The 22,116-nt window shown below is 71.2% G+C and carries 20 protein-coding genes, 5 tRNA genes and 1 pseudogene; 14 read left to right on the top strand and 12 right to left on the bottom strand.

Annotation, left to right across the window (positions count from 1 at the left end; translation table 11 throughout):
- Window positions 1–238: 238 nt before the first annotated feature.
- A pseudogene (locus tag ACFWRV_RS14390) lies at window positions 239–1,327 on the bottom strand (Leu/Phe/Val dehydrogenase); the annotation flags it as partial.
- Between the two features lie 177 nt (window positions 1,328–1,504).
- Between ACFWRV_RS14390 and ACFWRV_RS14385 the strand changes: the two are divergent.
- Window positions 1,505–2,350 carry a hypothetical protein gene (locus ACFWRV_RS14385; RefSeq protein ID WP_384333466.1) on the top strand — a complete coding sequence of 282 codons (846 nt, stop codon included), beginning with the start codon at window positions 1,505–1,507 and terminating at the stop codon, window positions 2,348–2,350.
- A gap of 646 nt (window positions 2,351–2,996) precedes the next feature.
- A complete protein-coding gene (gene bldC, locus ACFWRV_RS14380; RefSeq protein ID WP_003949541.1) occupies window positions 2,997–3,203 on the top strand; it encodes a developmental transcriptional regulator BldC in 207 nt (68 codons plus the stop codon).
- Between the two features lie 609 nt (window positions 3,204–3,812).
- Here bldC and ACFWRV_RS14375 read toward each other — a convergent pair.
- The 3 genes from ACFWRV_RS14375 to hrpA form a co-directional block, all read right to left on the bottom strand.
- On the bottom strand, window positions 3,813–4,073 hold the full coding sequence (locus ACFWRV_RS14375) for a DUF6274 family protein (protein ID WP_384333463.1): 261 nt from the start codon (window positions 4,071–4,073) through the stop codon (window positions 3,813–3,815).
- Between the two features lie 188 nt (window positions 4,074–4,261).
- A tRNA-Asp gene (locus tag ACFWRV_RS14370) sits at window positions 4,262–4,336 on the bottom strand.
- Between the two features lie 127 nt (window positions 4,337–4,463).
- Window positions 4,464–8,420 (bottom strand): ATP-dependent RNA helicase HrpA, encoded by a 3,957-nt coding sequence (gene hrpA, locus ACFWRV_RS14365; RefSeq protein ID WP_384333460.1) that lies wholly within the window; start codon window positions 8,418–8,420, stop codon window positions 4,464–4,466.
- Window positions 8,421–8,553: 133 nt separating this feature from the next.
- On the opposite strand from hrpA, the gene ACFWRV_RS14360 reads away from it, so the two are divergent.
- The 3 genes from ACFWRV_RS14360 to ACFWRV_RS14350 all read left to right on the top strand — a co-directional run bounded on the left by ACFWRV_RS14360 (window position 8,554) and on the right by ACFWRV_RS14350 (window position 10,734).
- Complete coding sequence (locus ACFWRV_RS14360; protein WP_384333457.1) at window positions 8,554–9,003, top strand: hypothetical protein; 450 nt, start codon at window positions 8,554–8,556, stop codon at window positions 9,001–9,003.
- A gap of 64 nt (window positions 9,004–9,067) precedes the next feature.
- Entirely contained in the window at window positions 9,068–9,871 is an 804-nt protein-coding gene (locus ACFWRV_RS14355) for a DsbA family protein (RefSeq protein WP_384333454.1), read from the top strand.
- Window positions 9,868–10,734 carry a cytochrome c biogenesis CcdA family protein gene (locus ACFWRV_RS14350; RefSeq protein ID WP_384333451.1) on the top strand — a complete coding sequence of 289 codons (867 nt, stop codon included), beginning with the start codon at window positions 9,868–9,870 and terminating at the stop codon, window positions 10,732–10,734. Before ACFWRV_RS14355 ends, ACFWRV_RS14350 begins: the two co-directional genes overlap by 4 nt.
- A gap of 41 nt (window positions 10,735–10,775) precedes the next feature.
- Here the strand turns inward: ACFWRV_RS14350 and ACFWRV_RS14345 are convergent.
- From ACFWRV_RS14345 to ACFWRV_RS14330, 4 genes are all read right to left on the bottom strand, one after another.
- Window positions 10,776–10,849: transfer RNA gene (locus ACFWRV_RS14345), tRNA-Phe, on the bottom strand.
- Window positions 10,850–10,871: 22 nt separating this feature from the next.
- A tRNA-Asp gene (locus ACFWRV_RS14340) sits at window positions 10,872–10,946 on the bottom strand.
- A gap of 38 nt (window positions 10,947–10,984) precedes the next feature.
- A tRNA-Glu gene (locus ACFWRV_RS14335) sits at window positions 10,985–11,057 on the bottom strand.
- A gap of 80 nt (window positions 11,058–11,137) precedes the next feature.
- Window positions 11,138–12,769, bottom strand: coding sequence for a metallophosphoesterase (locus ACFWRV_RS14330; RefSeq protein ID WP_384333448.1), 1,632 nt, complete (start codon window positions 12,767–12,769; stop codon window positions 11,138–11,140).
- Between the two features lie 112 nt (window positions 12,770–12,881).
- On the opposite strand from ACFWRV_RS14330, the gene ACFWRV_RS14325 reads away from it, so the two are divergent.
- The 6 genes from ACFWRV_RS14325 to ACFWRV_RS14300 all read left to right on the top strand — a co-directional run bounded on the left by ACFWRV_RS14325 (window position 12,882) and on the right by ACFWRV_RS14300 (window position 17,835).
- Window positions 12,882–13,232: a metallopeptidase family protein gene (locus ACFWRV_RS14325; protein ID WP_030298144.1), complete on the top strand. Its 351-nt coding sequence runs from the start codon at window positions 12,882–12,884 to the stop codon at window positions 13,230–13,232.
- Entirely contained in the window at window positions 13,229–13,702 is a 474-nt protein-coding gene (locus tag ACFWRV_RS14320; protein ID WP_384333445.1) for a fluoride efflux transporter FluC, read from the top strand. The genes ACFWRV_RS14325 and ACFWRV_RS14320 overlap by 4 nt, the downstream gene beginning before the upstream one ends.
- Window positions 13,699–14,073, top strand: a complete 375-nt coding sequence (crcB, locus tag ACFWRV_RS14315; RefSeq protein WP_384333442.1) for a fluoride efflux transporter CrcB — start codon at window positions 13,699–13,701, stop codon at window positions 14,071–14,073. Before ACFWRV_RS14320 ends, crcB begins: the two co-directional genes overlap by 4 nt.
- 471 nt (window positions 14,074–14,544) lie before the next feature.
- Window positions 14,545–15,120, top strand: a complete 576-nt coding sequence (locus ACFWRV_RS14310) for a hypothetical protein (protein WP_384333439.1) — start codon at window positions 14,545–14,547, stop codon at window positions 15,118–15,120.
- A 239-nt stretch (window positions 15,121–15,359) separates the two neighbouring features.
- Window positions 15,360–17,534, top strand: a complete 2,175-nt coding sequence (locus ACFWRV_RS14305) for a DEAD/DEAH box helicase (RefSeq protein WP_384333436.1) — start codon at window positions 15,360–15,362, stop codon at window positions 17,532–17,534.
- Window positions 17,535–17,761: 227 nt separating this feature from the next.
- A tRNA-Lys gene (locus tag ACFWRV_RS14300) sits at window positions 17,762–17,835 on the top strand.
- A gap of 103 nt (window positions 17,836–17,938) precedes the next feature.
- On the opposite strand, the gene ACFWRV_RS14295 is transcribed toward ACFWRV_RS14300, so the two are convergent.
- Both ACFWRV_RS14295 and ACFWRV_RS14290 read right to left on the bottom strand, forming a co-directional pair.
- A complete protein-coding gene (locus ACFWRV_RS14295; RefSeq protein ID WP_384333433.1) occupies window positions 17,939–18,163 on the bottom strand; it encodes a hypothetical protein in 225 nt (74 codons plus the stop codon).
- Between the two features lie 48 nt (window positions 18,164–18,211).
- Window positions 18,212–18,412 carry a helix-turn-helix transcriptional regulator gene (locus ACFWRV_RS14290; protein WP_384333430.1) on the bottom strand — a complete coding sequence of 67 codons (201 nt, stop codon included), beginning with the start codon at window positions 18,410–18,412 and terminating at the stop codon, window positions 18,212–18,214.
- 133 nt (window positions 18,413–18,545) lie between these two features.
- Between ACFWRV_RS14290 and ACFWRV_RS14285 the strand changes: the two genes are divergently transcribed.
- The gene (locus tag ACFWRV_RS14285; protein ID WP_384333427.1) at window positions 18,546–18,803 is read left to right on the top strand and encodes a hypothetical protein; all 258 of its coding nucleotides are present in this window, start codon (window positions 18,546–18,548) and stop codon (window positions 18,801–18,803) included.
- 221 nt (window positions 18,804–19,024) lie between these two features.
- Here ACFWRV_RS14285 and ACFWRV_RS14280 read toward each other — a convergent pair whose 3' ends face one another.
- Entirely contained in the window at window positions 19,025–19,507 is a 483-nt protein-coding gene (locus ACFWRV_RS14280) for a glycine-rich domain-containing protein (protein WP_384333424.1), read from the bottom strand.
- Window positions 19,508–19,694: 187 nt separating this feature from the next.
- Window positions 19,695–19,847 (bottom strand): hypothetical protein, encoded by a 153-nt coding sequence (locus ACFWRV_RS14275; protein WP_384333421.1) that lies wholly within the window; start codon window positions 19,845–19,847, stop codon window positions 19,695–19,697.
- A gap of 159 nt (window positions 19,848–20,006) precedes the next feature.
- Here ACFWRV_RS14275 and ACFWRV_RS14270 point away from each other — a divergent pair, with 159 nt between their 5' ends.
- Both ACFWRV_RS14270 and ACFWRV_RS14265 read left to right on the top strand, forming a co-directional pair.
- Window positions 20,007–21,464 carry a helix-turn-helix domain-containing protein gene (locus ACFWRV_RS14270; RefSeq protein WP_384333418.1) on the top strand — a complete coding sequence of 486 codons (1,458 nt, stop codon included), beginning with the start codon at window positions 20,007–20,009 and terminating at the stop codon, window positions 21,462–21,464.
- Between the two features lie 11 nt (window positions 21,465–21,475).
- The gene (locus ACFWRV_RS14265; RefSeq protein WP_384333415.1) at window positions 21,476–21,961 is read left to right on the top strand and encodes a hypothetical protein; all 486 of its coding nucleotides are present in this window, start codon (window positions 21,476–21,478) and stop codon (window positions 21,959–21,961) included.
- Window positions 21,962–22,116: the final 155 nt, after the last annotated feature.

Genomic DNA, 22,116 nt, shown 5'->3' with positions numbered 1-22,116 from the left:
ACGCGTTCATGTTTCAGGACGGACTCTCGGCAGAGAGACCGCGCCCGTAGAGCTTTAACGGTACCTGCTTCCGTGGCCATACGGTACGCCGCCCGCATTCCGGTCCCCGGCACAGGGCCAGCGAGGAGCCCCGTCCTCCCTGGTCAACTGCGATTTTAACCTCTTGTGGAGGTACGACCCGCCGACCGGAGGGAGAGTGGTCTCGCAGGTCCGCGGGCCGCTTGCGGCCGCCCGGGCAGCGGGCGCCGGCCTCAGCCATCCGCTGCTCGGCCAGCCGGTCGGCCGCCGCGGCCGGCGGAACCCCGTCCGCCTTCGCACGTGCGAATATTTCCAGCGTGGTGTCGAAGATCTTCGTCGCCTTCGCCTTGCACCGGTCGAAGTCGAATCCGTGCAGCTCGTCGGCCACCTGGATCACGCCGCCGGCATTGACCACGTAGTCGGGTGCGTAGAGAACCGACCGGTCGGCCAGGTCCTTCTCCACACCCGGGTGCGCCAGCTGGTTGTTGGCCGCGCCGCACACCACCTTCGCGGTGAGCACGGAGACGGTGTCGTCGTTCAGCGCGCCGCCGAGCGCGCACGGCGCGTAGACGTCCAGGCCCTCGGTGCGGATCAGCGCGTCGGTGTCCGCCGCCACGGTGACCTCGGGGTGCAGATCGGTGATCCCGCGCAGCGACTCCGCGCGGACGTCGGTGATCACGACCTCGGCCCCGTCGGAGAGCAGGTGCTCGACGAGGTGGCGGCCCACCTTGCCGACCCCGGCGACGCCGACCTTGCGGCCGCGCAGCGTCGGGTCGCCCCACAGGTGCTGGGCCGAGGCCCGCATGCCCTGGAAGACGCCGAACGCGGTGAGCACCGAGGAGTCGCCCGCGCCGCCGTTCTCGGGGGAGCGGCCGGTGGTCCAGCGGCACTCCCGGGCGACGACGTCCATGTCGGCGACATAGGTGCCGACGTCGCAGGCGGTGACGTAGCGGCCGCCGAGCGAGGCGACGAACCGGCCGTAGGCGAGGAGGAGTTCCTCGCTCTTGATCCTGTCCGGATCGCCGATGATGACGGCCTTGCCGCCACCGTGGTCGAGACCCGCGAGGGCGTTCTTGTAGGACATCCCGCGCGACAGGTTCAGCGCGTCGGCGACGGCGTCCGCCTCGGAGGCGTACGGGTAGAAGCGGGTGCCGCCGAGGGCCGGGCCCAGGGCGGTCGAGTGGAGGGCGATGACGGCCTTGAGGCCGCTGGCACGGTCCTGGCAGATCACGACTTGCTCGTGGCCCCCCTGATCCGAGTGGAACAGGGTCTGCAGTACGTCTACGTGCCCGCTGGTCACATCGGTCACTGTGGTGACTCCCAAATAACACGAAGCGGCGGAGGCCCTCCTAGGGGTGGGGAGGACCCCGGACCGACCGGCACGGCCGGTCCGATGGGCAAGAGCGTAAGTCCTCCGGCGGCGCGGATCCGCACCCGCGCGGAGGATCACCCCCAGGGGGTGATCCTCCGTGACACGATGCGCTGCATGTCGGTGGTGTCTTCGGTGCTCGTCCCTTACACGTCCTACCTCCGGGTCTACGAGCCGCTCGCCGCATTCGCCGAGCCCGAGCGGAGTCACTGGGCGCGTTACGCACGGCGCGAGGACCTTCCCACGGCCCAGGACGAACTGCGCCGCTCCCTGGCGGACTTGGCGTCGACGCCGCCGGTCGGGGTGCCCGTGCACGAGAGCGGTGACGCGTTCGTCGCGGAGCTGGACGGGGTGGTGTGCGTCTGCCCGTGGCGGACCAGGCTGCGGGGCTGGCTGGCCCTGGAGGAGCTGGGGGGCATGTTTCCGGCCAACGTGCTGGATGCCCTGCTGCCGGCGGTGGTGCGCGGCCAGGCGGCGGCGGACCACGAGCGCTGGCAGCGGCTCCACCCGGACGCGAGGCCGTGGATCCGCACCACGGTGTGGCAGGTCCCGGTGCGCTGGTTCGTCCTCTTCCACGACGAGGAGCGGGAGTACGCGGCGGCGGACGGTGAGGGGTCCGGGCCCGTCCTGCGCTACCGCACCCCGATGGTCGAGGCCCGGCGCCGGCTGGCGCGGGCGCTGCGGACGCTGCGGGCAAGCGTTCCCGAGGGACCGCTGACCGAGGGCCTGGTGGACGTGGGGCGCTGGCTGGAGGAGTTCCATCCGCGCTCCCTGGTCGAGCTGGACTACGGGGGCCTCGTGCACGCGCTGCCGGCGGAGAGGCTCGCCGGGGACCGGTCGGCGGCGGACGTGGCGGAGGGGCTCGCCGCGCTGCGGGACGGCGACGGCGAGGGTGCGGGAGAGGCGTACGCGCGGCTCGCGGAGCGCTGGCGGGCGGTACGGGACCTCCAGTTCACCAATTGACGTGAAAAGGCCCACAGCGGCATCAAGGTGATGGAACCGGGGCATCCTTCATCCAGGACGAAAGACCGGGACGCGAGCTGGAGGGAGGAGGGTGCGAGGTGGAGGGCGGAGGAGACTGAACGGACGTTCCGTGAACCGGCGTTCCGTGTGACGCGTGAGGTCTCATGGGACGGGTGGGGCGGAAGCGTACGCCGCCGACCCCAGGACCTACGTCCCGAACCGGGCCTTTGCCTCAAGCGTGATGGACAGCACTAACGGGGCCCTTGCGCCTATCCCTACTCCTCATGCCAAAATAGGACAAGGAGTCCGGGGAGGGCTCCTTCTGTCCAAGTAAGGGCAGGATGCTCGACATTGCACGCTATGGGGGGTCTGACGACTCCTGATCGCTCTGTGACTGATCGTCACTGGGGCGTGACTGTCCGCTATGGCATGGTCCATCGGCTTCCGTCGCTGATGAACACCTGGGAGGGCAATTCCATCGGTTTGGCCGACGTGGCTGGACGGATGGTGTAGTTGTAGTGCCGAGGACAAGCCGTTCGTCCTATAACCGACTCGGCCCGCGTCCGCCATTTCGGGCAACGCGGGTCAAGGTGCAGAATTTAGAGGAAAGAACCGAGAAGGTTCGGTTCTCCCGAGGAGGCCGCTCATGACCGCTCGCACCCCTGATGCCGAGCCGCTGCTGACCCCGGCTGAGGTTGCCACGATGTTCCGCGTGGACCCGAAGACGGTCACCCGTTGGGCCAAGGCTGGCAAGCTCACGTCCATCCGCACGCTCGGTGGGCATCGCCGGTACCGCGAGGCAGAGGTCCGCGCACTGCTTGCGGGTATTCCGCAGCAGCGCAGCGAGGCCTGACACACCCCTGCCACGCGGCAACAGCACAACAGCAGCACAGCATCACCATCCGGGCAGCTGCCAGGTCCCCCAACCCCAGCCGCCCACCCCTAGCTCCACTCGACGGACGCCTGCCCCAACGGGCGTCATACCTGTGTTCCACGGGTGTCGTCGTATCGATCGCGCTGGACTCCGCCGGGTCCAGCGCGATCTTTTTTGTGCCCTCGGGCGGGGCTTCCCGGCCCGCTCGCGGCCTCCGGGCCGGCTCGTCCAGAACCGGGCGGTCGGTCGGCTTCAGGGGGCCGACGCGGGCAGGCGGGGGGCCTTCGTGGGTCTGTGAGCGGGTCTGTGCGGGAGTGTGGGTGAGCGTCCCGGACCGCGTGCAGACGCGCCGACCACACGCCGATTACGCGCCGACTGCGCGTCGGGGACGCGGTGGGACAGCCCCGGACGGAACGGTCCTCGCGAGCCCGCCACCCCCGTGCAATTGCACATATTAAATTCATCAGTTGTAGGGGAGGTGTAAAAACCCCCGGTCTGAAAACTCTTTCGGTGACTACCGTCACACCGCATGATGCTTGCCAACTCCGAGCCTGCCACTGTCCGGACGCGGAAGCATCCGGCCGATGGTCACGTCGTGGCAGGCCTTTCGGCCTCGGCCTCGTCCTCGTCGGGGCGCTCGGCGGACGCCCGGCGTCCGGCGGCGGTCTCCGGGGCGTCCAAGGGGCCTGCGGGCGCTCCCGGCTCTCCGCCGCCCCCGGACTCCATGGCGAGGCGCAGGAGGCGATGACAGACCGCACAGTGCCGGGTGAGGTGGCGATAGGCGGAAGCGGCCGCCAGGTGGGCGCGCAGCAGCGCGCGGGTCTCATGTCGTGCTGCGGACGCGGACATACGAGCCACCTCCCGGTGAGCCCGGCCGTCCCCCGCCGAGAGAAGCGCCGAGGGTGCAGGGACGGCCGCTGCTTCTACGAGGTACCGGCGGCGGATGCAGCCGTCAAGACGCGAGGCGGGAGAGGCAGGAAGGGGAGGGCACAACACGAGAAAGCCCGGATCGAAACGATCCGGGCTTTCTTCTACTGCGGTCCTGACGGGATTTGAACCCGCGGCCTCCACCTTGACAGGGTGGCGAGCACTCCAAACTGCTCCACAGGACCAGGCTTTCGCCGCTTGCCTTGCGGCTTGCTGCGAAACCAGACTGTACAGGAGGTGGGAGGCCCAGGTCGACTTCACTCCTGGTGGTGACTCCGTCACCGCCTCCCGGACCCCGTCGGAGCCTCCGCGTCAGGGCGCCAGCGCGTCGATCGCCTTCACGATCCGCTTGTCCGAGACGGGGAACGCGGTGCCCAGCGCGTGGGCGAAGTAGCTCACCCGCAGCTCCTCGATCATCCAGCGGACGTCCAGCACCTCCTGCGGCACCGGCCTGCCCTGCGGGAGCTGTTCGAGCAGCCAGGCGTACTCGTCCTGCATCTCGTGGACCTTCGCCATCCGCGTGGTGTCCCGCTGCACGGCCGTCGGCATCTGCTGGAGCCGCCGGTCGGCCGCCACGAGGTAGCGCATCAGGTCCGGCAGCCGGCGCAGCCCGGTCGCCGTAACGAAACCGGACGGTACGAGTCTGGCCAGCTGCTCCCGTACGTCGGTGACGTTGGCCACCAGCGTGAGGCTGTTCGTCGACTTCAGCCGGCGCTCGCAGGCCTGCCACGCGGCCAGCACCTGCTGCACCTGGTCGATCGTGCGGACGGTCAGGTCCACCAGATCCGCGCGCACCTTGTCGTACAGCGTCCGGAACGCCTTCTCGTCCCAGGCCGGACCTCCGTGCGCGGCGATCAGCCGGTCGGCCGCCGCGGTGGCGCAGTCCTCGAAGAGCGCCTGCACCGAACCGTGCGGATTACGGGACAGGGCCAGCTTCTGCTGGTTGGAGAGCCGGTCGGAGGCGAACTTCGCCGGGTTCACCGGGATGTTCAGCATGATCAGCCGCCGGGTGCCGCGCCACATCGCCTGCTGCTGCTCGGCCTCGGTGTCGAAGAGCCGTACGGCGACGGTCGCGCCCTGGTCGACCAGCGCCGGATACGCCTTCACCGGCTGACCGGCCCGACGCGTCTCGAAGATCTTGTCCAGCGTGCCGATCGTCCAGTCCGTGAGGCCCGAGCGCTCGATGGACTCCCCGGAGGGCCCCGCGGTGGCCGCGGCGGCCTTGGAGAGCGCCTGACGGGCCTTCGGGCGCAGCTGGAGCTTCAGCGCCTCCAGGTCCTTGTCCTCGGCGACCTTGCGCCGACGCTCGTCGACGATCCGGAACGTGATCTTCAGATGGTCCGGGACGCGGGACAGGTCGAAGTCGTCCGCGGTGACGGGCACGCCGACCATCCGCTGGAGCTCCCGCGCCAGGGTGAACGGCAGCGGTTCCTGGAGCGGGACCGCCCGGTCCAGGAACTTGTCGGCGTAGTTCGGCGCGGGGACGTAATGCCGGCGGATCGGCTTCGGCAGCGAGCGGATCAGCTCGGTGACGACCTCCTCGCGCAGCCCCGGGATCTGCCAGTCGAAGCCCTCGGAGGTGACCTGGTTGAGCACCTGGAGCGGTACGTGCACGGTCACGCCGTCCGCGTCCGCGCCGGGCTCGAACTGGTACGTCACCTTGAACTTGAGCTTCCCCTGCCGCCAGGAGTCCGGGTAGTCGTCCTTGGTGACGGCCCCGGCCTTCTCGTTGATCAGCATGGAGCGCTCGAAGTCGAGCGCGTCCGGCTCCTCGCGCTTCTTGTTCTTCCACCAGGAGTCGAAGTGCGCCCCGGACACGATGTGCTCGGGAATCCGCTGGTCGTAGAAGTCGAACAGCGTCTCGTCGTCCACGAGGATGTCGCGGCGCCGTGCGCGGTGCTCCAACTCCTCGACCTCGCCGAGGAGTTTGCGGTTGTCGTGGAAGAACTGGTGGTGGGTGCGCCAGTCGCCCTCGACCAAGGCGTTGCGGATGAACAGATCCCGCGAGGCCTCCTGGTCGATACGTCCGAAATTGACCTTGCGCTGGGCGATGATCGGCACGCCGTACAGGGTGACTCGCTCATACGCCATCACCGCCGCCTGGTCCTTCTCCCAGTGCGGCTCGCTGTAGGTGCGCTTCACCAGGTGCTGGGCCAGCGGCTCGATCCACTCGGGCTCGACCTTGGCGTTGACCCGCGCCCACAGCCGGGAGGTCTCCACCAGCTCCGCCGACATCACGAACCGGGGCTGCTTCTTGAACAGGGCGGAGCCGGGGAAGACCGCGAACTTGGCGCTGCGCGCGCCCAGGTACTCGTTCTTCTCGGTGTCCTTCAGCCCGATGTGCGACAGCAGCCCGGCCAGCAGCGAGGTGTGCACCGCCTGCTCGGGGATGGACGCCTCCGCCTTGGGCTCCTCGACGGTGATGCCCATCTGCTTCGCGACCGTACGCAACTGCGCGTAGATGTCCTGCCATTCGCGGATGCGCAGGAAGTTCAGGTACTCCTGCTTGCACATCCGGCGGAACGAGGACGAGCCGCGCTCCTTCTGCTGCTCGCGGACGTAGGCCCAGAGGTTCAGGTACGCCAGGAAGTCGGACGTCTCGTCCTTGAACCGGGCGTGGTTCTGGTCGGCCTGCGTCTGCTTCTCCGCGGGCCGCTCGCGCGGGTCCTGGATGGAGAGCGCGGCGGCGATGACCATCACCTCGCGGGCGCAGCCGTTCTTGTCGGCCTCGATGGCCATGCGGGCCAGGCGCGGGTCGACGGGCAGCTGGGAGAGCTTGCGGCCGAGCGGGGTGAGCCGCTGCCCCCTCTTCCCCTCCTGGGGGGACTTCTCGCCCTGCTCCAGCGCCCCCAGCTCCTGGAGGAGCTGCACGCCGTCGCGGATGTTGCGGTGGTCCGGCGGGTCGATGAAGGGGAACTTCTCGATGTCGCCGAGGCCGGCGGCGGTCATCTGGAGGATGACGGAGGCCAGGTTGGTCCGCAGGATCTCCGGGTCGGTGAACTCCGGCCGGGTGACGAAGTCGTCCTCCGAGTACAGCCGGATGCAGATGCCGTCCGACGTACGGCCGCAGCGGCCCTTGCGCTGGTTGGCGCTGGCCTGGGAGATCCGCTCGATCGGCAGCCGCTGGACCTTGGTGCGGTGGCTGTAGCGGGAGATACGGGCGTTGCCGGGGTCGATCACGTACTTGATGCCGGGGACGGTCAGCGAGGTCTCGGCGACGTTGGTCGCCAGCACGATGCGGCGTCCCGTGTGGCGCTGGAACACGCGGTGCTGCTCGGCGTGCGAGAGGCGCGCGTAGAGGGGGAGCACCTCGGTATGTCTGAGGTTGCGCTTGTTCAGCGCGTCCGCCGTGTCCCGGATCTCGCGCTCACCGGAGAGGAAGACCAGGACGTCGCCCGGGGCCTCGTGGCCCAGCTCGTCGACGGCGTCGCAGATCGCGGTGATCTGGTCCCGGTCGGAGTCCGCTGTGTCTTCGTCGGCCCCTTCGAGGAGGGGCCGGTAGCGGACCTCGACGGGGTACGTCCGTCCGCTGACCTCCACGATCGGGGCCTCGCCGAAGTGACGCGCGAACCGCTCCGGGTCGATGGTCGCCGAGGTGATGACGACCTTCAGATCCGGGCGCTTGGGCAGCAGCCGGGCCAGATAGCCGAGCAGGAAGTCGATGTTCAGCGACCGCTCGTGGGCCTCGTCGATGATGATCGTGTCGTACGCCAGCAGCTCGCGGTCCGTCTGGATCTCGGCGAGCAGGATGCCGTCCGTCATCAGCTTCAGATACGTCGACTCCGGGTTCACCTGGTCGGTGAACCGGACCTTCCAGCCGACGGTCTCGCCGAGCGGCGTCCTCAGCTCGTCCGCGACCCGCTCCGCGACCGTACGGGCGGCGATCCGGCGGGGCTGGGTGTGCCCGATCATGCCCCGGACGCCGCGCCCCAGCTCCATACAGATCTTGGGGATCTGCGTGGTCTTCCCGGACCCGGTCTCACCGGCGACGATCACGACCTGGTGGTCGCGTATCGCCTCCAGGATCTCGTCCTTCTTCTGGCTGACCGGCAGCTCTTCCGGGTACGACAGGGCCGGCAGCCGGGCCGCGCGGGCGGCGAGCCGTTCGGCCGCCCTGCCCGCATCGGCCGCGATCTCGTCCAGCACGGACTGGCGGGCCTCGGGCTTGCGGATGCGGCGCGCTCCTTCGAGGCGCCGGCCGAGCCGGTTCGCGTCACGGAGCGAGAGCTGTCCGAGCTGGGACTGGAGATCGGCGAAGGAAGTAGACATACGGATCCCAGGATCTCACCCGGGCCCGCGGAGTGGCGACCTCATTTCGCGCGGGCTGCGTCACGCGGCACGTACCATTTCGGGCAGTCGAACGCTCAGCCCCGTCCCACCGCGTGAGAAAGGCCCCGGTCCCGTGTCCCGTACGCAGTGGTGGAGCCTGACGGCGCTGCTCACCGTGGTGATCGGGCTGCTGTGCGGACCGGGGGCCTTCGCCGCCGCCGGACCGGGGGACTCCTCCGGGCCGGTGCTCCACGTCGCGCAGGCCCCGGGGCAGGACCCGACTCCTGCCCGGGCCGAGGGGCGGGCGAGGTCCGTTGCTCAGGACCCGGCTCAGGCTCCTGTGGCCGAGGCCGCCGGCGCGGACACCCCCGTCCCCGGCTGCGGGAAGCTCCGCGATCACGACGGCGAGCCCGCCGTCCCCTCCCGCGCCCGGACCGCGTACGAGCAGCCGCCGGGCCTCGCCCCGTGGGGGCTGCCCGCCGCGACGGGCGCGCTGTCGGCCGAGCCGCCGCCGGGGATACGGGCCCGCGCCCCGGTCCCGTACACCCCGACTCCGGTCGAACTCTCCGTGCTGCGGGTGTAGGCGGGCGCCCGCCCGACCCGCACCCTGACCTCTCTCCTTCCGCACCATCAGCACGGAGTGCCGCATGCCCACGCCCAAGAAGTCCGCCGCCACGCCTTCCCCGTCCTCCCGCAAGCCCTTCGTCTACGGCGCGGTCGTCGTCCTCGCGGCCGGTCTCCTCGGCTTCGCCTCGTACCGGGCCACCTCCCCCGACGACGCCTCGAAGGACACCGCCACCAGCCCCGCCGCCGAGGTCTCCGCCGACCCGAACGAGGGCGTCTACCCGGAGCTGGCGAAGCTCGCCCGCCGGGACGCGGACGACAAGCTGGCCACCGGCCGCGCGGACGCCCCGGTCGTCCTGATCGAGTACGCCGACTTCAAGTGCGGCTACTGCGGCAAGTTCGCCCGGGACACCGAACCGGAGCTGATCGAGAAGTACGTGAAGGACGGCACGCTGCGCATCGAGTGGCGGAACTTCCCGATCTTCGGCGAGGAGTCCGAGAACGCCGCGCGGGGCGCCTGGGCCGCCGGGCAGCAGGACCGCTTCTGGGAGTTCCACCGCGCCGCCTACGCCGAGGGGGCGAAGGAGAAGGGCTTCGGCAAGGACCGGGTCGAGGCACTGGCCGAGGAGGCCGGGGTGAAGGACCTGGACCGGTTCATGAAGGACCTCGACGGCGACGCGGCCCGTGCGGCGGTCAAGAAGGACCAGGAGCAGGCGTACGGGATCGGCGCGACGTCCACCCCGTCGTTCCTGATCAACGGCCGCCCGATCGCGGGCGCCCAGCCGGACGAGACGTTCACGCGGGCCATCGAGACCGCCGCCGAGCAGGCGAAGGCGAAGACCACCGGCAACGCCGGCGGCGACGACGCCGGGGACGCCGCCAAGTGACCCCGGACATCGGCTACTTCGCGGCCTTCCTCGGCGGGCTGCTCGCCCTGGTCAGCCCCTGCAGCGCGCTGCTGCTGCCGGCCTTCTTCGCGTACTCCATCGACTCCGCCTCCCGGCTGCTGGCCCGTACCGGCATCTTCTACGCCGGGCTCGCCACCACCCTCGTCCCGCTCGGCGCGGCCGGCTCGTACGCCGGACGGCTCTTCTACGGCCACCGCGACGCCCTCGTCACGGGCGCGGGCTGGCTGATCATCGTGCTGGGCGTCGCGCAGATCGTCGGCCTCGGCTTCGCGTCCCGGCGGATCGCGGCCCTCAGCGGCCGGATCCGCCCCACCACCGCGTTCTCCGTCTACGCGCTCGGCGCGGTCTACGGCCTGGCCGGCTTCTGCGCGGGCCCGATCCTGGGCAGCGTCCTGACCGTCGCGGCGGTCAGCGGCAGCCCGGTCTACGGCGGACTGCTGCTGGCGGTGTACGCGCTCGGGATGGCCGTCCCGCTCTTCCTGCTCGCCCTGCTCTGGGAGCGCTTCGACCTCGGCCGCCGGGCCTGGCTGCGCGGCCGGGCCGTCCGCCTCGGCCGGTTCGAGCTGCACACCACGTCGCTGCTGTCGGGGCTGTTCTTCATCGGCCTCGGCGCGCTGTTCCTCGTCTACGACGGGACGACCGCGCTGCCCGGCCTGCTGGGGGTCGACGACTCGTTCGCGGTCGAGCAGTGGGCGCAGAAGTTCGGCGAGCGGGTGCCGGACGGGGTGGCGCTCGTCGCGGTGGTGCTGGTGGCGCTGCTGGTCCTGGGCGTACGGGCCTGGCGGCGGCGCGGCGCCGGCGTACCGGCGGAGGAGACCGAGAAGGAGAGGGAGAAGGTGTGACACGGCGAAGGCCCCGTCCGGTGGACGGGGCCTTCGAGAGGTGGCTGGGGCCGGGATCGAACCGGCGACCTATCGCTTTTCAGGCGATCGCTCGTACCAACTGAGCTACCCAGCCACGCAGCCGCTGGGGCTGCAAGCGGTCCTGACGGGATTTGAACCCGCGGCCTCCACCTTGACAGGGTGGCGAGCACTCCAAACTGCTCCACAGGACCAAGCAATGTGCGAAACAAGTCTCGCACACGGTGAAACGTGCCCCCAACGGGATTCGAACCCGTGCTACCGCCTTGAAAGGGCGGCGTCCTGGGCCACTAGACGATGAGGGCTATTGGCCCGCCGGTTCGCTTTGCAGCGCGTCGGGGACGTGAGAAGCATATGGGATGGGTGGAGCTATCGCCAAAACGGTTTACGGCGAGGGCGTCGGGCGCGTCCCGGAGCCCGTCGGGGACGGGCTGGGAGAGGGCGAGGCGGGGGTCCCCTTCTTCAGGTTCTCCTCCGGAAGATGGCGGCTGACCTCGGCGGTCGTCAGTCCGAGACCGCCCAGCGTGATCTCGTCCCAGGCCTGGAGCCGGCGGGTGGAGCGGTCCATGTAGAGCACCGAGGCATGCACCTTCTCGGGCTTCTCGTTCTGCACGGCCCGCAGCCCGCCGCCGCCCGTGGAGCCCTCGACCTTCAGCCGCGTGCCGAGCTTCAGCTGCTCGTTGATCCGGCGGTGGAGGTGGCCGGACAGCACCAGCGGGACCGTGCCGTCGGTCTCCCGGGCGGTGTTCGGGTCATGGGCGACGGCGATGTCGGCCGGGGTGCCCGCCCGCTCCTGGTCGCGCAGCGCGGTGGCCAGCCGCATGCCCTCCAGCCGGGCGGCTTCCTTGTTGCCGCCGGGGCCGGTCCGGTCCGGGGTGAAGGAGGCGTCGCCGGTGCCCGCGATGCGGAGCCCGCCGACGTTCACCGCCTGGCCGTCGTCGAGGACGCGGACGTTCTTGAACTTCTTGAGGTAGGCCTGGGTGATGGGCGAGTCGTGGTTGCCGCGCACCCACACGTAGGGCGCGCCGAGGTCGCGGATCGGGTCGAGGAAGCCGTTCTCGGGGGCGGAGCCGTGGTCCATCGTGTCGCCGGAGTCGATGATCACGTCGATCTCGTACTGCTCGACGAGCGAGGCGATGATGTGCCAGGCGGCCGGGTTCAGGTGGATGTCGGAGACGTGCAGGACCCGGATGGTGCCGGGGTCGGGCTGGTAGACGGGGAGCGTGGAGGTCGCGTCGTACAGCTTGGTGACGTTGGTGACCAGGCGGGCCAGCTCCTGCTGGTAGATGTCGAACTCGGTGACGATCGAGCGGGCGTCGCCGACCAGGGACGGGGCGCTGGACAGCAGCCCGGAGAACTTCGGCTCCAGGACGGACTTCGGGTTCCAGGTGGCGTACGCGCTGACGCCGGACGCGGCCAGCAGGGTGAGGGCGAGCCCGCCGGCGGCCAGGGCGCGGCGAGGGCGGCGGTAGACGACGAGGCCGAGCGCGGTCGCGCCGGAGACGACGGCGACGCAGGAGCGCACGGCCAGCTCCCGGGTGCCGGCGGCGACGTCCCGGGTGACCTCGTCCTGGAGGGTGGAGAACCGTTCCGGCTGGTCGACCAGGGCCTGGGAGCGTTCGGGGTCGAGGCGGTCCACGTCCACGTCGAGCCGGAGCGGCGCGATGTGCGAGTCCAGCTCCAGTGCGCCGAGCGGGGACACGTTGATCTTGCTGCCGCCGGTGAGGGAGGGGCGCAGCGTCATGTTGGTGTCCATGGGGCCGACCGGCGTACGGATGGACCCCACGGCGAGCAGTCCCAGCCAGGCCCCCAGCACGACGACGGCGAGCATGCCGAGGGCGCGGAGGTACGGGCGGCGGGCGGGGCCCGTCAGGTCGCCGGGGGCCGCCGCGCCGGTGCGGGAGGCTCCGGCGCCGGGCGGGGTGCGTCCCGGTCGGCTTCCGGGCTTCGGGCGGACGAGCTGGGTGAGGCGGTGCCGGACGCGGTCGGCTGCGGCACGGAACGGGACGCGGACCATTGGGCCCGTATGCCCCGGTACGGCCTCGGCCATGCCGGGCGGCGGCTCCGGTCATCAGTCCAGGGCGGTCGCCACCTGCCCGCACCCGGCCGCGGTACGTGACAATGGCGGGGTGCTGGAGATGACGCGCGAACAGTTCGAGGAGCTGGTGAGCCAGGCTCTGGACCGGATTCCGCCGGAGCTGACGCGGCTGATGGACAACGTGGCGGTGTTCGTCGAGGACGAACCGGACCCCGGCGACCCCGACCTGCTCGGGCTCTACGAGGGAACCCCGCTCACCGACCGAGGCGAGTGGTACGCCGGGGTCCTGCCGGACCGGATCACCATCTACCGGGGGCCGACGCTGCGGATGTGCGAGACGCGGGAGGACGTCGTCGCGGAGACGGAGATCACCGTGGTCCACGAGATCGCCCACCACTTCGGCATCGACGACGAGCGGCTGCACGCCCTGGGCTACGGGTGAGCGAGCAGGCCCCACAGGAGCTGCCGGAGCCCGGCCCGCCCGCCGTGCGGCAGAGCCGGGTGCTGGCGGCGGTGGCGGCCGGGGGCGCGCTCGGCGCGCTCGCCCGTTACGGGGCCGTGGTCCTGTGGCCCGGCGCGGGCGGCTTCCCGTGGACGGTGCTCGTCGTCAACGTGAGCGGCTGCGCGCTGATCGGCGTGCTGATGGTGCTCACCGTCGAGCGGGGCCGCATCACGCATCCGCTGGTGCGGCCGTTCCTCGGGGTCGGCGTGCTCGGCGGATACACGACCTTCTCGACGTACGCGGCGGACGTCTCGGGCCTGCTGGTGCGTCAGGAGGTCGCGGTGGCGATGGCGTACGCGGCGGTGACGGTGGTGGCCGCGCTCGGGGCGGTGTGGGCGGCGGCCACGGGGACGCGGGCCTGGCTGGACCGGGGCGCGGAGGGCTCCCGGGGCGAGGGGCGGGCCGCGTGAACTGGCTGTTGGTGGCGGTCGGCGGGGCGGTGGGCGCGCCCCTGCGCTATCTGACGGACCGTGCGGTGCAGGCGCACCAAGGGCCCGGCGTCCCGTACGTCTTCCCGTGGGGCACCTTCGCGGCGAACATCGCGGGCAGTCTGCTGCTCGGCGTCCTGACCGGCGCCGCGGTCTCCTCCCCGGCGCACGCCCTGCTGGCGACGGGCCTGTGCGGAGCGCTGACGACGTACTCGACGTTCTCGTACGAGACCCTCCGCCTGGCCGAGACGGGCCGGGCCTTCCTGGCCGCGGCCAACGTGCTGGCGTCGCTGCTGGCGGGGCTGGGCGCGGTGTTCCTGGGGGCGGAGCTGGCGGGCGGGTTCGGGGGGTAGCGCGGCCGGCTGATCCGGCGGGTCCTGTCCGGCCCGGGGTCGAGCTTGGGCGGTCGTCGAGCGGGTGGGGCTCGTCCGGTCCGGGGTCGCGCTTCGGCGGTCGTCGTGACCGGCGGGTCCTGATCGGGCCGCGGGTTCCTTCGGCGGTCGTCGCGCGGGTGGGGCTCGTCCGGTCCGGGGCCGCGCTTGGGCGGTCGTCGCGCGGATGGGGCTCGTCCCGTCCGGGGTCGCGCGTCGGCGGTCGTCGTGACCGGCGGGTCCTGATGGGGCCGAGCTTCGGCGGTCGTCGCGCGGGTGGGTGGCGTTTCGGGCGTGTCTCCGGCGGGGTCGGGGGAGTTGGGCACGGTGCGACGCCGTACCGCTCGCTCTCGACTGCCGCCCGGCACCGCCCGGTACCGCCTGTTCCCGCTTCGCCCCGGCGCCGCGCGCTTCCTTCCCGCTCTCCGCTCCCTCGCCCCGGAGGTGCCACTCGTGCGCCAGTTGTCCGCCCCTGTCCGCTGGGCAGCCGTCACCGCGCTGACGATCGCCGCGTCCACCGGCTGCATGAGCGTCGGCGAGGACGGCGCCGGAGCGCCGGGGCCCTCAAGGTCCGCCGGCCCGAAGGGCTCCGCCGCCGATCCGGCCGGGGACACGGTTCCCGGCTCCGGGCGGGCCGGGGGACGCGGCGGGGGCGCGCACCCCCACTCGGACCGGGGTGTGCCCGGGAGCAGCCCGAGCCCGGACGCCTCCGGCGCCACGCCGTCGGTCACCCCCAAGGGCGCGCGGCCCGAACCGGCCGCCCCCGGGCCCACCCGGGGCGGCGGGGTGCGGCCCACCCCGACGCCCTCGACTCCGGGACCGGGTGAGCCGCCGCCGGCCACCCCGGAGCCGCCGGCCCCGCCGCCGCCCGCCCCGGACCCGGAGCCCGAGCCGGAGCCCACCGATCCGCCGGAGCCGCCCCCCTCGGCCTCGCCCGCCGCGCAGCTGCGGGCGCAGGCGATGGGCGGACCGGAGACGGTCAGGCCGTTGCGGACCCCGGAGGCATCACCGCAGGTGGGGCCGGTGTAGCCGGAGGGCAGACCGGGCTGGTTTGCGCGATGTGGGTGAGAGTGCGTATGGTGGTAGATCGTTTGATCCCATTGCCCGGCGCCGACACAGAAGAGCGCCGTGTGGCGCGTACTCTCCCTTGCCGTGGCTGGACCGCATTGAGGCGGTCGAAATTGCGAATCACGGAGTTATGGGCGCGTGCCGAGACTCCGGAAGGTTTCGCATTTCGCATGTCAATTTCCAGTTCTGACCACACCGTCATGCCCGAGAACGTCGACGCTGTCGAGCTCGCGGAGCTCGTCGAGGCCGCTGTGACCGAGGCCCCGGCCGGCGCCACCGCCCCGGCCGATGAGAAGACCGTCGTCGCCGAGAAGTCCGTCGCGGACTTCGTCGCCGACGCGCAGGCCGACGCCCCGGCCGCCGAGGTCGCGGACTCCGCCGAGGAGATCGCGGACGAGGCCGACAAGACCCCCGCCGAGCCGACCGTCACCTTCGGCGACCTGGGCCTGCCCGAGGGCATCGTCCGCAAGCTCGCCCAGAACGGTGTGACCACCCCCTTCCCGATCCAGGCGGCGACCATCCCGGACGCCCTGGCCGGCAAGGACATCCTCGGCCGTGGCCGTACGGGCTCCGGCAAGACCCTCTCCTTCGGTCTGCCGACCCTCGCCGCGCTGGCCGGCGGCCACACCGAGAAGAAGAAGCCCCGCGCCGTCATCCTCACCCCCACCCGTGAGCTCGCGATGCAGGTCGCGGACGCGCTGCAGCCGTACGGCGACGTGCTCGGCCTCAAGATGAAGGTCGTCTGCGGCGGTACGTCGATGGGCAACCAGATCTACGCCCTGGAGCGCGGCGTCGACGTCCTCGTCGCCACCCCGGGCCGGCTGCGCGACATCATCAACCGCGGCGCCTGCTCGCTGGAGAACGTCCAGGTCGCCGTCCTCGACGAGGCCGACCAGATGTCCGACCTGGGCTTCCTGCCCGAGGTCACCGAGCTGCTCGACCAGATCCCCGGCGGCGGTCAGCGGATGCTCTTCTCCGCCACCATGGAGAACGAGATCGGCACGCTGGTCAAGCGTTACCTCTCCAACCCGGTCACGCACGAGGTCGACAGCGCCCAGGGCAACGTCACGACCATGTCGCACCACGTCCTCGTCGTGAAGCCGAAGGACAAGGCGCCGGTCACGGCCGCCATCGCCGCCCGCAAGGGCCGCACGATCATCTTCGTCCGCACCCAGCTGGGCGCCGACCGCATCGCCGAGCAGCTCATCGAGTCCGGCGTGAAGGCCGACGCGCTGCACGGCGGCATGACCCAGGGCGCCCGTACGCGGGTCCTGGAGGACTTCAAGAAGGGCTACGTCAACGCGCTCGTCGCCACCGACGTCGCCGCCCGAGGCATCCACGTCGACGGCATCGACCTGGTCCTGAACGTGGACCCGGCCGGCGACCACAAGGACTACCTGCACCGCTCGGGCCGTACCGCCCGCGCCGGCAAGTCCGGTGTCGTCGTCTCGCTGGCGCTTCCGCACCAGCGCCGCCAGATCTTCCGCCTGATGGAGGACGCGGGCGTCGACGCCTCGCGCCACATCGTCCAGGGCGCGGGCGTCTTCGAGCCGGAGGTCGCCGAGATCACCGGCGCCCGCTCGCTCACCGAGGTCCAGGCCGACTCCGCGAACAACGCCGCCAAGCAGGCCGAGCGCGAGGCCGCCGACCTGACGAAGCAGCTGGAGCGTGTCCAGCGCCGCGCCGTCGAGCTGCGCGAGGAGGCCGACCGCCTGGTCGCCCGCGCCGCGCGCGAGCGGGGCGACGACCCCGAGGCCGCGGTGGCCGAGGTGGCCGCCGAGGCCGAGGCCGCCCTCGTGGCAGCCGTCTCCGTCCCCGAGCAGCCGGCCGCCCGCGACGAGCAGCGCCGCGACGAGCGGGGCAACTACGAGCGCCGCGACAACCGCGGTGGCGACCGTGGTGGCTACCGCGGCGGCAACGACCGTCGTGACGACCGCCCGTCGGGTGGCTTCCGCTCCGGTGGCGGCGACCGTCGCGATGACCGTGGTGGCCGTTCGTTCGAGCGTCGGGACAACGACCGTCCGTCGTTCAACCGTGACCGTCGTGACGACCGCCCCTCCGGTGGCTTCCGCTCCGGTGGCGGCGACCGTCGGGACGACCGTGGTGGCCGTCCGTTCGAGCGTCGGGACAACGACCGCCCGTCCTTCAACCGCGACCGTCGTGACGACCGCCCCTCGGGCGGCTTCCGCTCCGGTGGCAGCGACCGTCCGTTCAACCGTGACCGTCGTGACGACCGCCCCTCGGGCGGCTTCCGCTCCGGCGGCGGCGACCGCCCCACCGGCCGTCGTGACGACCACCGCGGCGCCAACACCGGCACCAACACCGGCTCCTTCGGCCGCCGCGACGACAAGCCGCGCTGGAAGCGCAACGGCTGACCCCCGCTCGGCCGGCCTCCGGCCGAGCAGGTCCGCCTGACAGACCGGCAGGGCCCGTACGCCACCGAACCGACTCGGTGACGTACGGGCCCTGTTGCTGTCGCCGCCCCTGTTCGCACCTGTCCCGGGACCCGCACCGCGCTCCTGAACAGGCGCGACGGGCCCAAGACCGATACCGGATCGGCTGCCGGGACCGGGCGGGCTATGCTCGGGGGGTGATGTCGCAGGGGCCGTTAGCTCAATTGGTCAGAGCAGCGGACTTTTAATCCGTTGGTTGTGGGTTCGAGTCCCACACGGCCTACCCCTGGACCCCAGGTCAGAGCGTTCCTCTGGTCTGGGGTCGCCGTCTGTTCGGGCCCGATTCGGGCAGATGCTCCACCCACGCTCCATCGAACTGCTAGCGATCATGAATCGATCCGCCGGCGACGTTTCGCAGGAAGGGCGCGGCCTTCGCTCGCCGGACGGACCTCGTGCATCGCCGCGATCTCCCGGATGTGGCGCAGCAGGAACGTGATCCGGCCACCCGCCTTGCTGTGGGGGAAGACACGGGCCGACGCCTTGTCGCGGAGAGTGCGCGCCGAGAACGGCAACCAGCCCTCCGCCTCGACGTGTTCCGGCGTGTAGTGCACAAGCTCGCTCAGGTCCGTGGCGTCGCCATACGTGCACATCGATTTCGCTCAACTCTGACCGCCCGCGCGGCGGCGCGCCAGCGGGTCAGCCTGTTCCCGGGCGTCCAACCAGGCCATGACCTCGGTGCGGGGGTAGAGCGTGCCTCTGCCGACGCGGCGCCCCCGCTTCGGACCGATACCCCGGTGCCGCATCTGGCGTACGGCCTGCGGCGTCTTACGGATCAGCTTCGCGACTTCCCGCGTCGTCATGAAATGGGGCTGCGGTGCTGCTGGCGTTTCCATGGGCGGAGCCTTCCTCGCCGATGCCTCCCCTGCTCCACTCGAAAGTGGGGATTAAACGGGCGGCGGTAATCCGGACGCTTGCTGCCAGCGAGCAGTGGGTGTGGACCCCACCGAACGTGCCCTGCGAGCCCGCCTTGGAGCCCACCAGAGCTGGGCCAACACCACGGACCGAACAGCGCGGACGGCAGGAGCCCGGCGCGCAGCTGAGAGCAAGTTCGAGGAGGAGGCCGGACAGAAGCACCCCGGGGCCACGGATGCCCAGGTCGCCGCAGCCGCCGAATCTCTGCGGAAGGCGCACTTCACCAGGATGGGGCTCCTCTCCGCACAGGCGCGGCGCAAGAAGCGCCCGTCCTCGTGAGGGCGAACGAAGCAGCCCCTGCCGCGTGAGAGGCAGGGGCTGCTCGGTCGGTCTGGGCGGGCTACGCCTCGGGCTCGGCGGGGATCACGAACCCCCGCACCGGCCGGGGCTCCCGCGAGTCACGCGAGTCCGGCTCCTGCCCAGCCCTCCACGCGGCCACCAGGTCCGCGTACCGCGGGTCAGTCCATTCCTTCGCCATAAGGCACCTCCTGCCCAGCAGGCTAGCCCTTCGGCTTCGGCTTCGGGATGATCACGATGGTGCAGTCCGGGGCATGCTGGCACTTCGCCGCCACCGACGCGAGCGTCTCATCGGACGGCTCACCCCACAGCTGTACGTCCGCGACATACCCGAGGTCGGCGATTGCCTGGCGGGTGCGGTCCAGGATCTCCGGGTCGTAGTTCGTCGGGTCGTACCCGGGGAAGTGGTGGACGAAGTTCCCGCCGAGCTCCTCGCACAGCTCCGCGTACATCGCGGTGTGCAGGATCAGGGCGTGCCACCCCTCGTCGACGATCCGGGACGGGGCCAGGCCGACGCCGGGGTTGCGGGAGCAGGCGGCCACGAACTTCAGCCCCTCCTCGACGATCCGGCCGGCCATCTCCTGGGACATGCCCGGGTTGGCGTCCCTGACGGTGCTGCGGCAGCTGGTGAACCGCTCGTCGGTGATGAGCCCTCGGGCGATGACGGGTAACTGGCCTACGCTCATGGTGATCTCCTGTCGCTGTTGGGGGATCGCCCGCCCGGCCGCGGTCCTTCCAGGGAATGCGCGGCCGGGCGGGAGTCTGTGGGTGGGGTGATGTGCCAGAGCAGCGTGACCTCGTGCTCGGGGCAGTGGGCCCCGGTTTCGTCCTCGACGGGGAAGGCGTGCGCGCCGCCGCCGCTGTAGCAGGTCGTCACTCCGCCGACATCCTGCACTCGGGGCACTCGCATGCGGGGAACTGGTGCGAGGCCTCCGGCTGTTCGAGGGGCACGACCTCCGCCTCCTCGCGCACGATCCGGGTGAGCCCGTCACGGGTTACCTCGTACACCTTCATCGTCATCGCCATGGTTCTCTCCGCGTAGCTTGCGGTTTCCGTCGCCATCACAGAGTCGTCCGGCGCACGTAACCGCGGGATGACCAGCGGGGGTTACCGAGCCGGTAATACACTCGTTGGCGCTCCAGTAAGGCGCCTGCGCGTGCATAGGATCGCAACGGAAGTCAGCCCATGGATGCCGCCACCCCCGGCCTGCTCAGCCCCGATGTGCTCGACAGAGCAGACGTCCGGGCAGCACTCATCGAGCACGACTTCGCCGCCGTCTTCGCACTGATCAAGAAGTGGAGCGGTCTCTCCCAGAACCGCATCGCGTCTGCCTGCCAGCTCACCCCCGGCAAGGTGTCCACGATCATCAGCGGCCAGCAGCAGGTCACCAGCTTCGAGGTCATCTGCCGCATCGCCGACGGCCTCCGCATCCCTGGCTGCCTGCTCGGCCTCGCGCCGCGCCCCTGGGAGGGCGACCACACCTCAGCACCGCATGACCAGCCAGACGCTCCAGGTGACCGGCCAGACACAGACGAGATTCCGTGGCGGCCCGACGCCACCGTGGGTCTGGCCACCCACCTCACCAGGAGTGATCTCGTGATGGACCGACGGGCCCTCACCCGCGCCCTGGCCGGCGCCGCGGTAACCGGCTCCGCGCTCCTCGACAGCCTCGAAGGCTGGTTGGTCCCGGCCGCCACCGTCCCAGGGCAACGCCGCCCGGGCCGACTCGGCATGCGGGAAGTCGAGGAACTGGAAACCACCGCGCGCGCCTTCCGCCAGTGGGACCACCAGTACGGCGGCGGCCTCCGACGGAAAGCGGTACTCGGGCAGCTCGCGGAAGTATCCGGTGCCCTCGATGACCACCAGGCCCCGGCCGTGGCGGACCGCCTGTACCGCGTCATGGCGCACCTGGCCGGCACCGCCGCGACCATGGCGTGGGACTCCGGACTGCACCGGCGCGCGCAGGACTACTACCGCCTCGCCCTCCGAGCCGCCCACGCTGGCGGCGACGTCGTCTTCGGGGCCAACGTGCTGGCTGGGATGGCCAGGCAGATGCTCTACCGCGACCGGGCCGACGACGCTCTCCAGCTGATCCACCTCGCCCAGGAGGGTGCACGCGACGTGATCGGCCCCCGGGCCCGCGCCATGCTCCACACCCGCGAGGCCTGGGCGTATGCCGCGCAGGGGCGAATCGCCGGATTTCACCGGGCCACCGCCAAGGCGGCCGAGGACCTCGCCAGAGCCGGCGGGAACTCCGACGAGCCGTACTGGATTGCCTACTTCGACGAAGCCGAGCTCGCGGGCGTCACCGGGGGGCGACTCCTTGACCTCGCCCGCGCCGACCCGCGCCGACACGCAGTCCAGGCTGCGGACAGGATCCGGGCGGCCCTGATGTCCCGCGGCGCAGAAGCCGGGCGCTCCCACGCGCTCGACCGCATCGGCTTGGCGGAATGCCAGTTCCTCGCCGGGGACATCCAAGGCGCGGCCGCCGAGACGGCCCTGGCGGTGCAAGCCGCGCGCGGCACGCAGTCAGGGCGTGTCCGCACCCAGCTGGGGCAGCTGTACCCCTACACCGTGGGACACAGCGCGTCGCGGCCGGTGCGCGAGGCGCGCGATAGTATCCGCGACCTGCTGTCGAGCTGAGGAACGGGCGCATGACGACACTGGCCGTGACCGGGCACATGGACCTGACCGAGGAGAGTGTGCCGCTGGTGCGCGCTGCGCTGCGTGAGCTGCTCGCCAAGTACAGCGAGGACCTGACGGGGGTGTCGTGCATTGCCGCCGGGGCGGACAGCCTCTTCGCGGAAGAGGTTTCTGCTGTCGGCGGGCGCCTGATTGCTGTGATTCCTTCCGAGGACTACCGCGCTGCCAGGGTGAAACCAGCCCATGCCGCTGTCTTCGATCACCTGGTCGAGACAGCCGAGCACGTCGTGACTCTGCCGCACGCGACTGCGGGCCGGGAGGCCTACGAGTCGGCGAACGCCGAGCTGCTGCTCCGGGCGGACCGCCTTGTAGCCGTGTGGGACGGCACGCCCCCTTCGGGCAAGGGAGGCGGCACCGCCGACACCGTGGAGCAGGCCCGGGAAGTTGGTCTTCCCGTAGACGTGGTCTGGCCGGCGGGAGCCACTCGACGCGGGTGAATCCGGGCGCACAAGAACGCCCCCTGCCTGGCCGTGATGGCCGAGACAGGGGGCGGTTCAGTTCAGGGGTACGGGCGACGTGCGGGGTCCAGGGCCAAGGCAAGCGGGCTCGGTGTGCTTGCCGGGTCCGGCTGCGCGGGTGCACCGTCGCGCCG

This window comes from Streptomyces sp. NPDC058576 (genome assembly GCF_042718715.1).
Taxonomy (GTDB): Bacteria; Actinomycetota; Actinomycetes; order Streptomycetales; family Streptomycetaceae; genus Streptomyces.
The sequence above is the reverse complement of the archived record's forward strand: the minus strand, read 5'-3'. Positions and strand labels throughout refer to the sequence as shown.

Bases quoted from the DNA above. Each gene is read 5' to 3' on its own strand.
- ACFWRV_RS14385 (WP_384333466.1), top strand. From the start codon at position 1,505: ATGTCGGTGGTGTCTTCGGTGCTCGTCCCTTACACGTCCTACCTCCGG.
- bldC (WP_003949541.1), top strand. From the start codon at position 2,997: ATGACCGCTCGCACCCCTGATGCCGAGCCGCTGCTGACCCCGGCTGAG.
- ACFWRV_RS14375 (WP_384333463.1), bottom strand. From the start codon at position 4,073: ATGTCCGCGTCCGCAGCACGACATGAGACCCGCGCGCTGCTGCGCGCC.
- hrpA (WP_384333460.1), bottom strand. From the start codon at position 8,420: ATGTCTACTTCCTTCGCCGATCTCCAGTCCCAGCTCGGACAGCTCTCG.
- ACFWRV_RS14355 (WP_384333454.1), top strand. From the start codon at position 9,068: ATGCCCACGCCCAAGAAGTCCGCCGCCACGCCTTCCCCGTCCTCCCGC.
- ACFWRV_RS14330 (WP_384333448.1), bottom strand. From the start codon at position 12,769: ATGGTCCGCGTCCCGTTCCGTGCCGCAGCCGACCGCGTCCGGCACCGC.
- ACFWRV_RS14305 (WP_384333436.1), top strand. From the start codon at position 15,360: ATGCCCGAGAACGTCGACGCTGTCGAGCTCGCGGAGCTCGTCGAGGCC.
- ACFWRV_RS14290 (WP_384333430.1), bottom strand. From the start codon at position 18,412: ATGACGACGCGGGAAGTCGCGAAGCTGATCCGTAAGACGCCGCAGGCC.
- ACFWRV_RS14280 (WP_384333424.1), bottom strand. From the start codon at position 19,507: ATGAGCGTAGGCCAGTTACCCGTCATCGCCCGAGGGCTCATCACCGAC.
- ACFWRV_RS14275 (WP_384333421.1), bottom strand. From the start codon at position 19,847: ATGGCGATGACGATGAAGGTGTACGAGGTAACCCGTGACGGGCTCACC.
- ACFWRV_RS14270 (WP_384333418.1), top strand. From the start codon at position 20,007: ATGGATGCCGCCACCCCCGGCCTGCTCAGCCCCGATGTGCTCGACAGA.
- ACFWRV_RS14265 (WP_384333415.1), top strand. From the start codon at position 21,476: ATGACGACACTGGCCGTGACCGGGCACATGGACCTGACCGAGGAGAGT.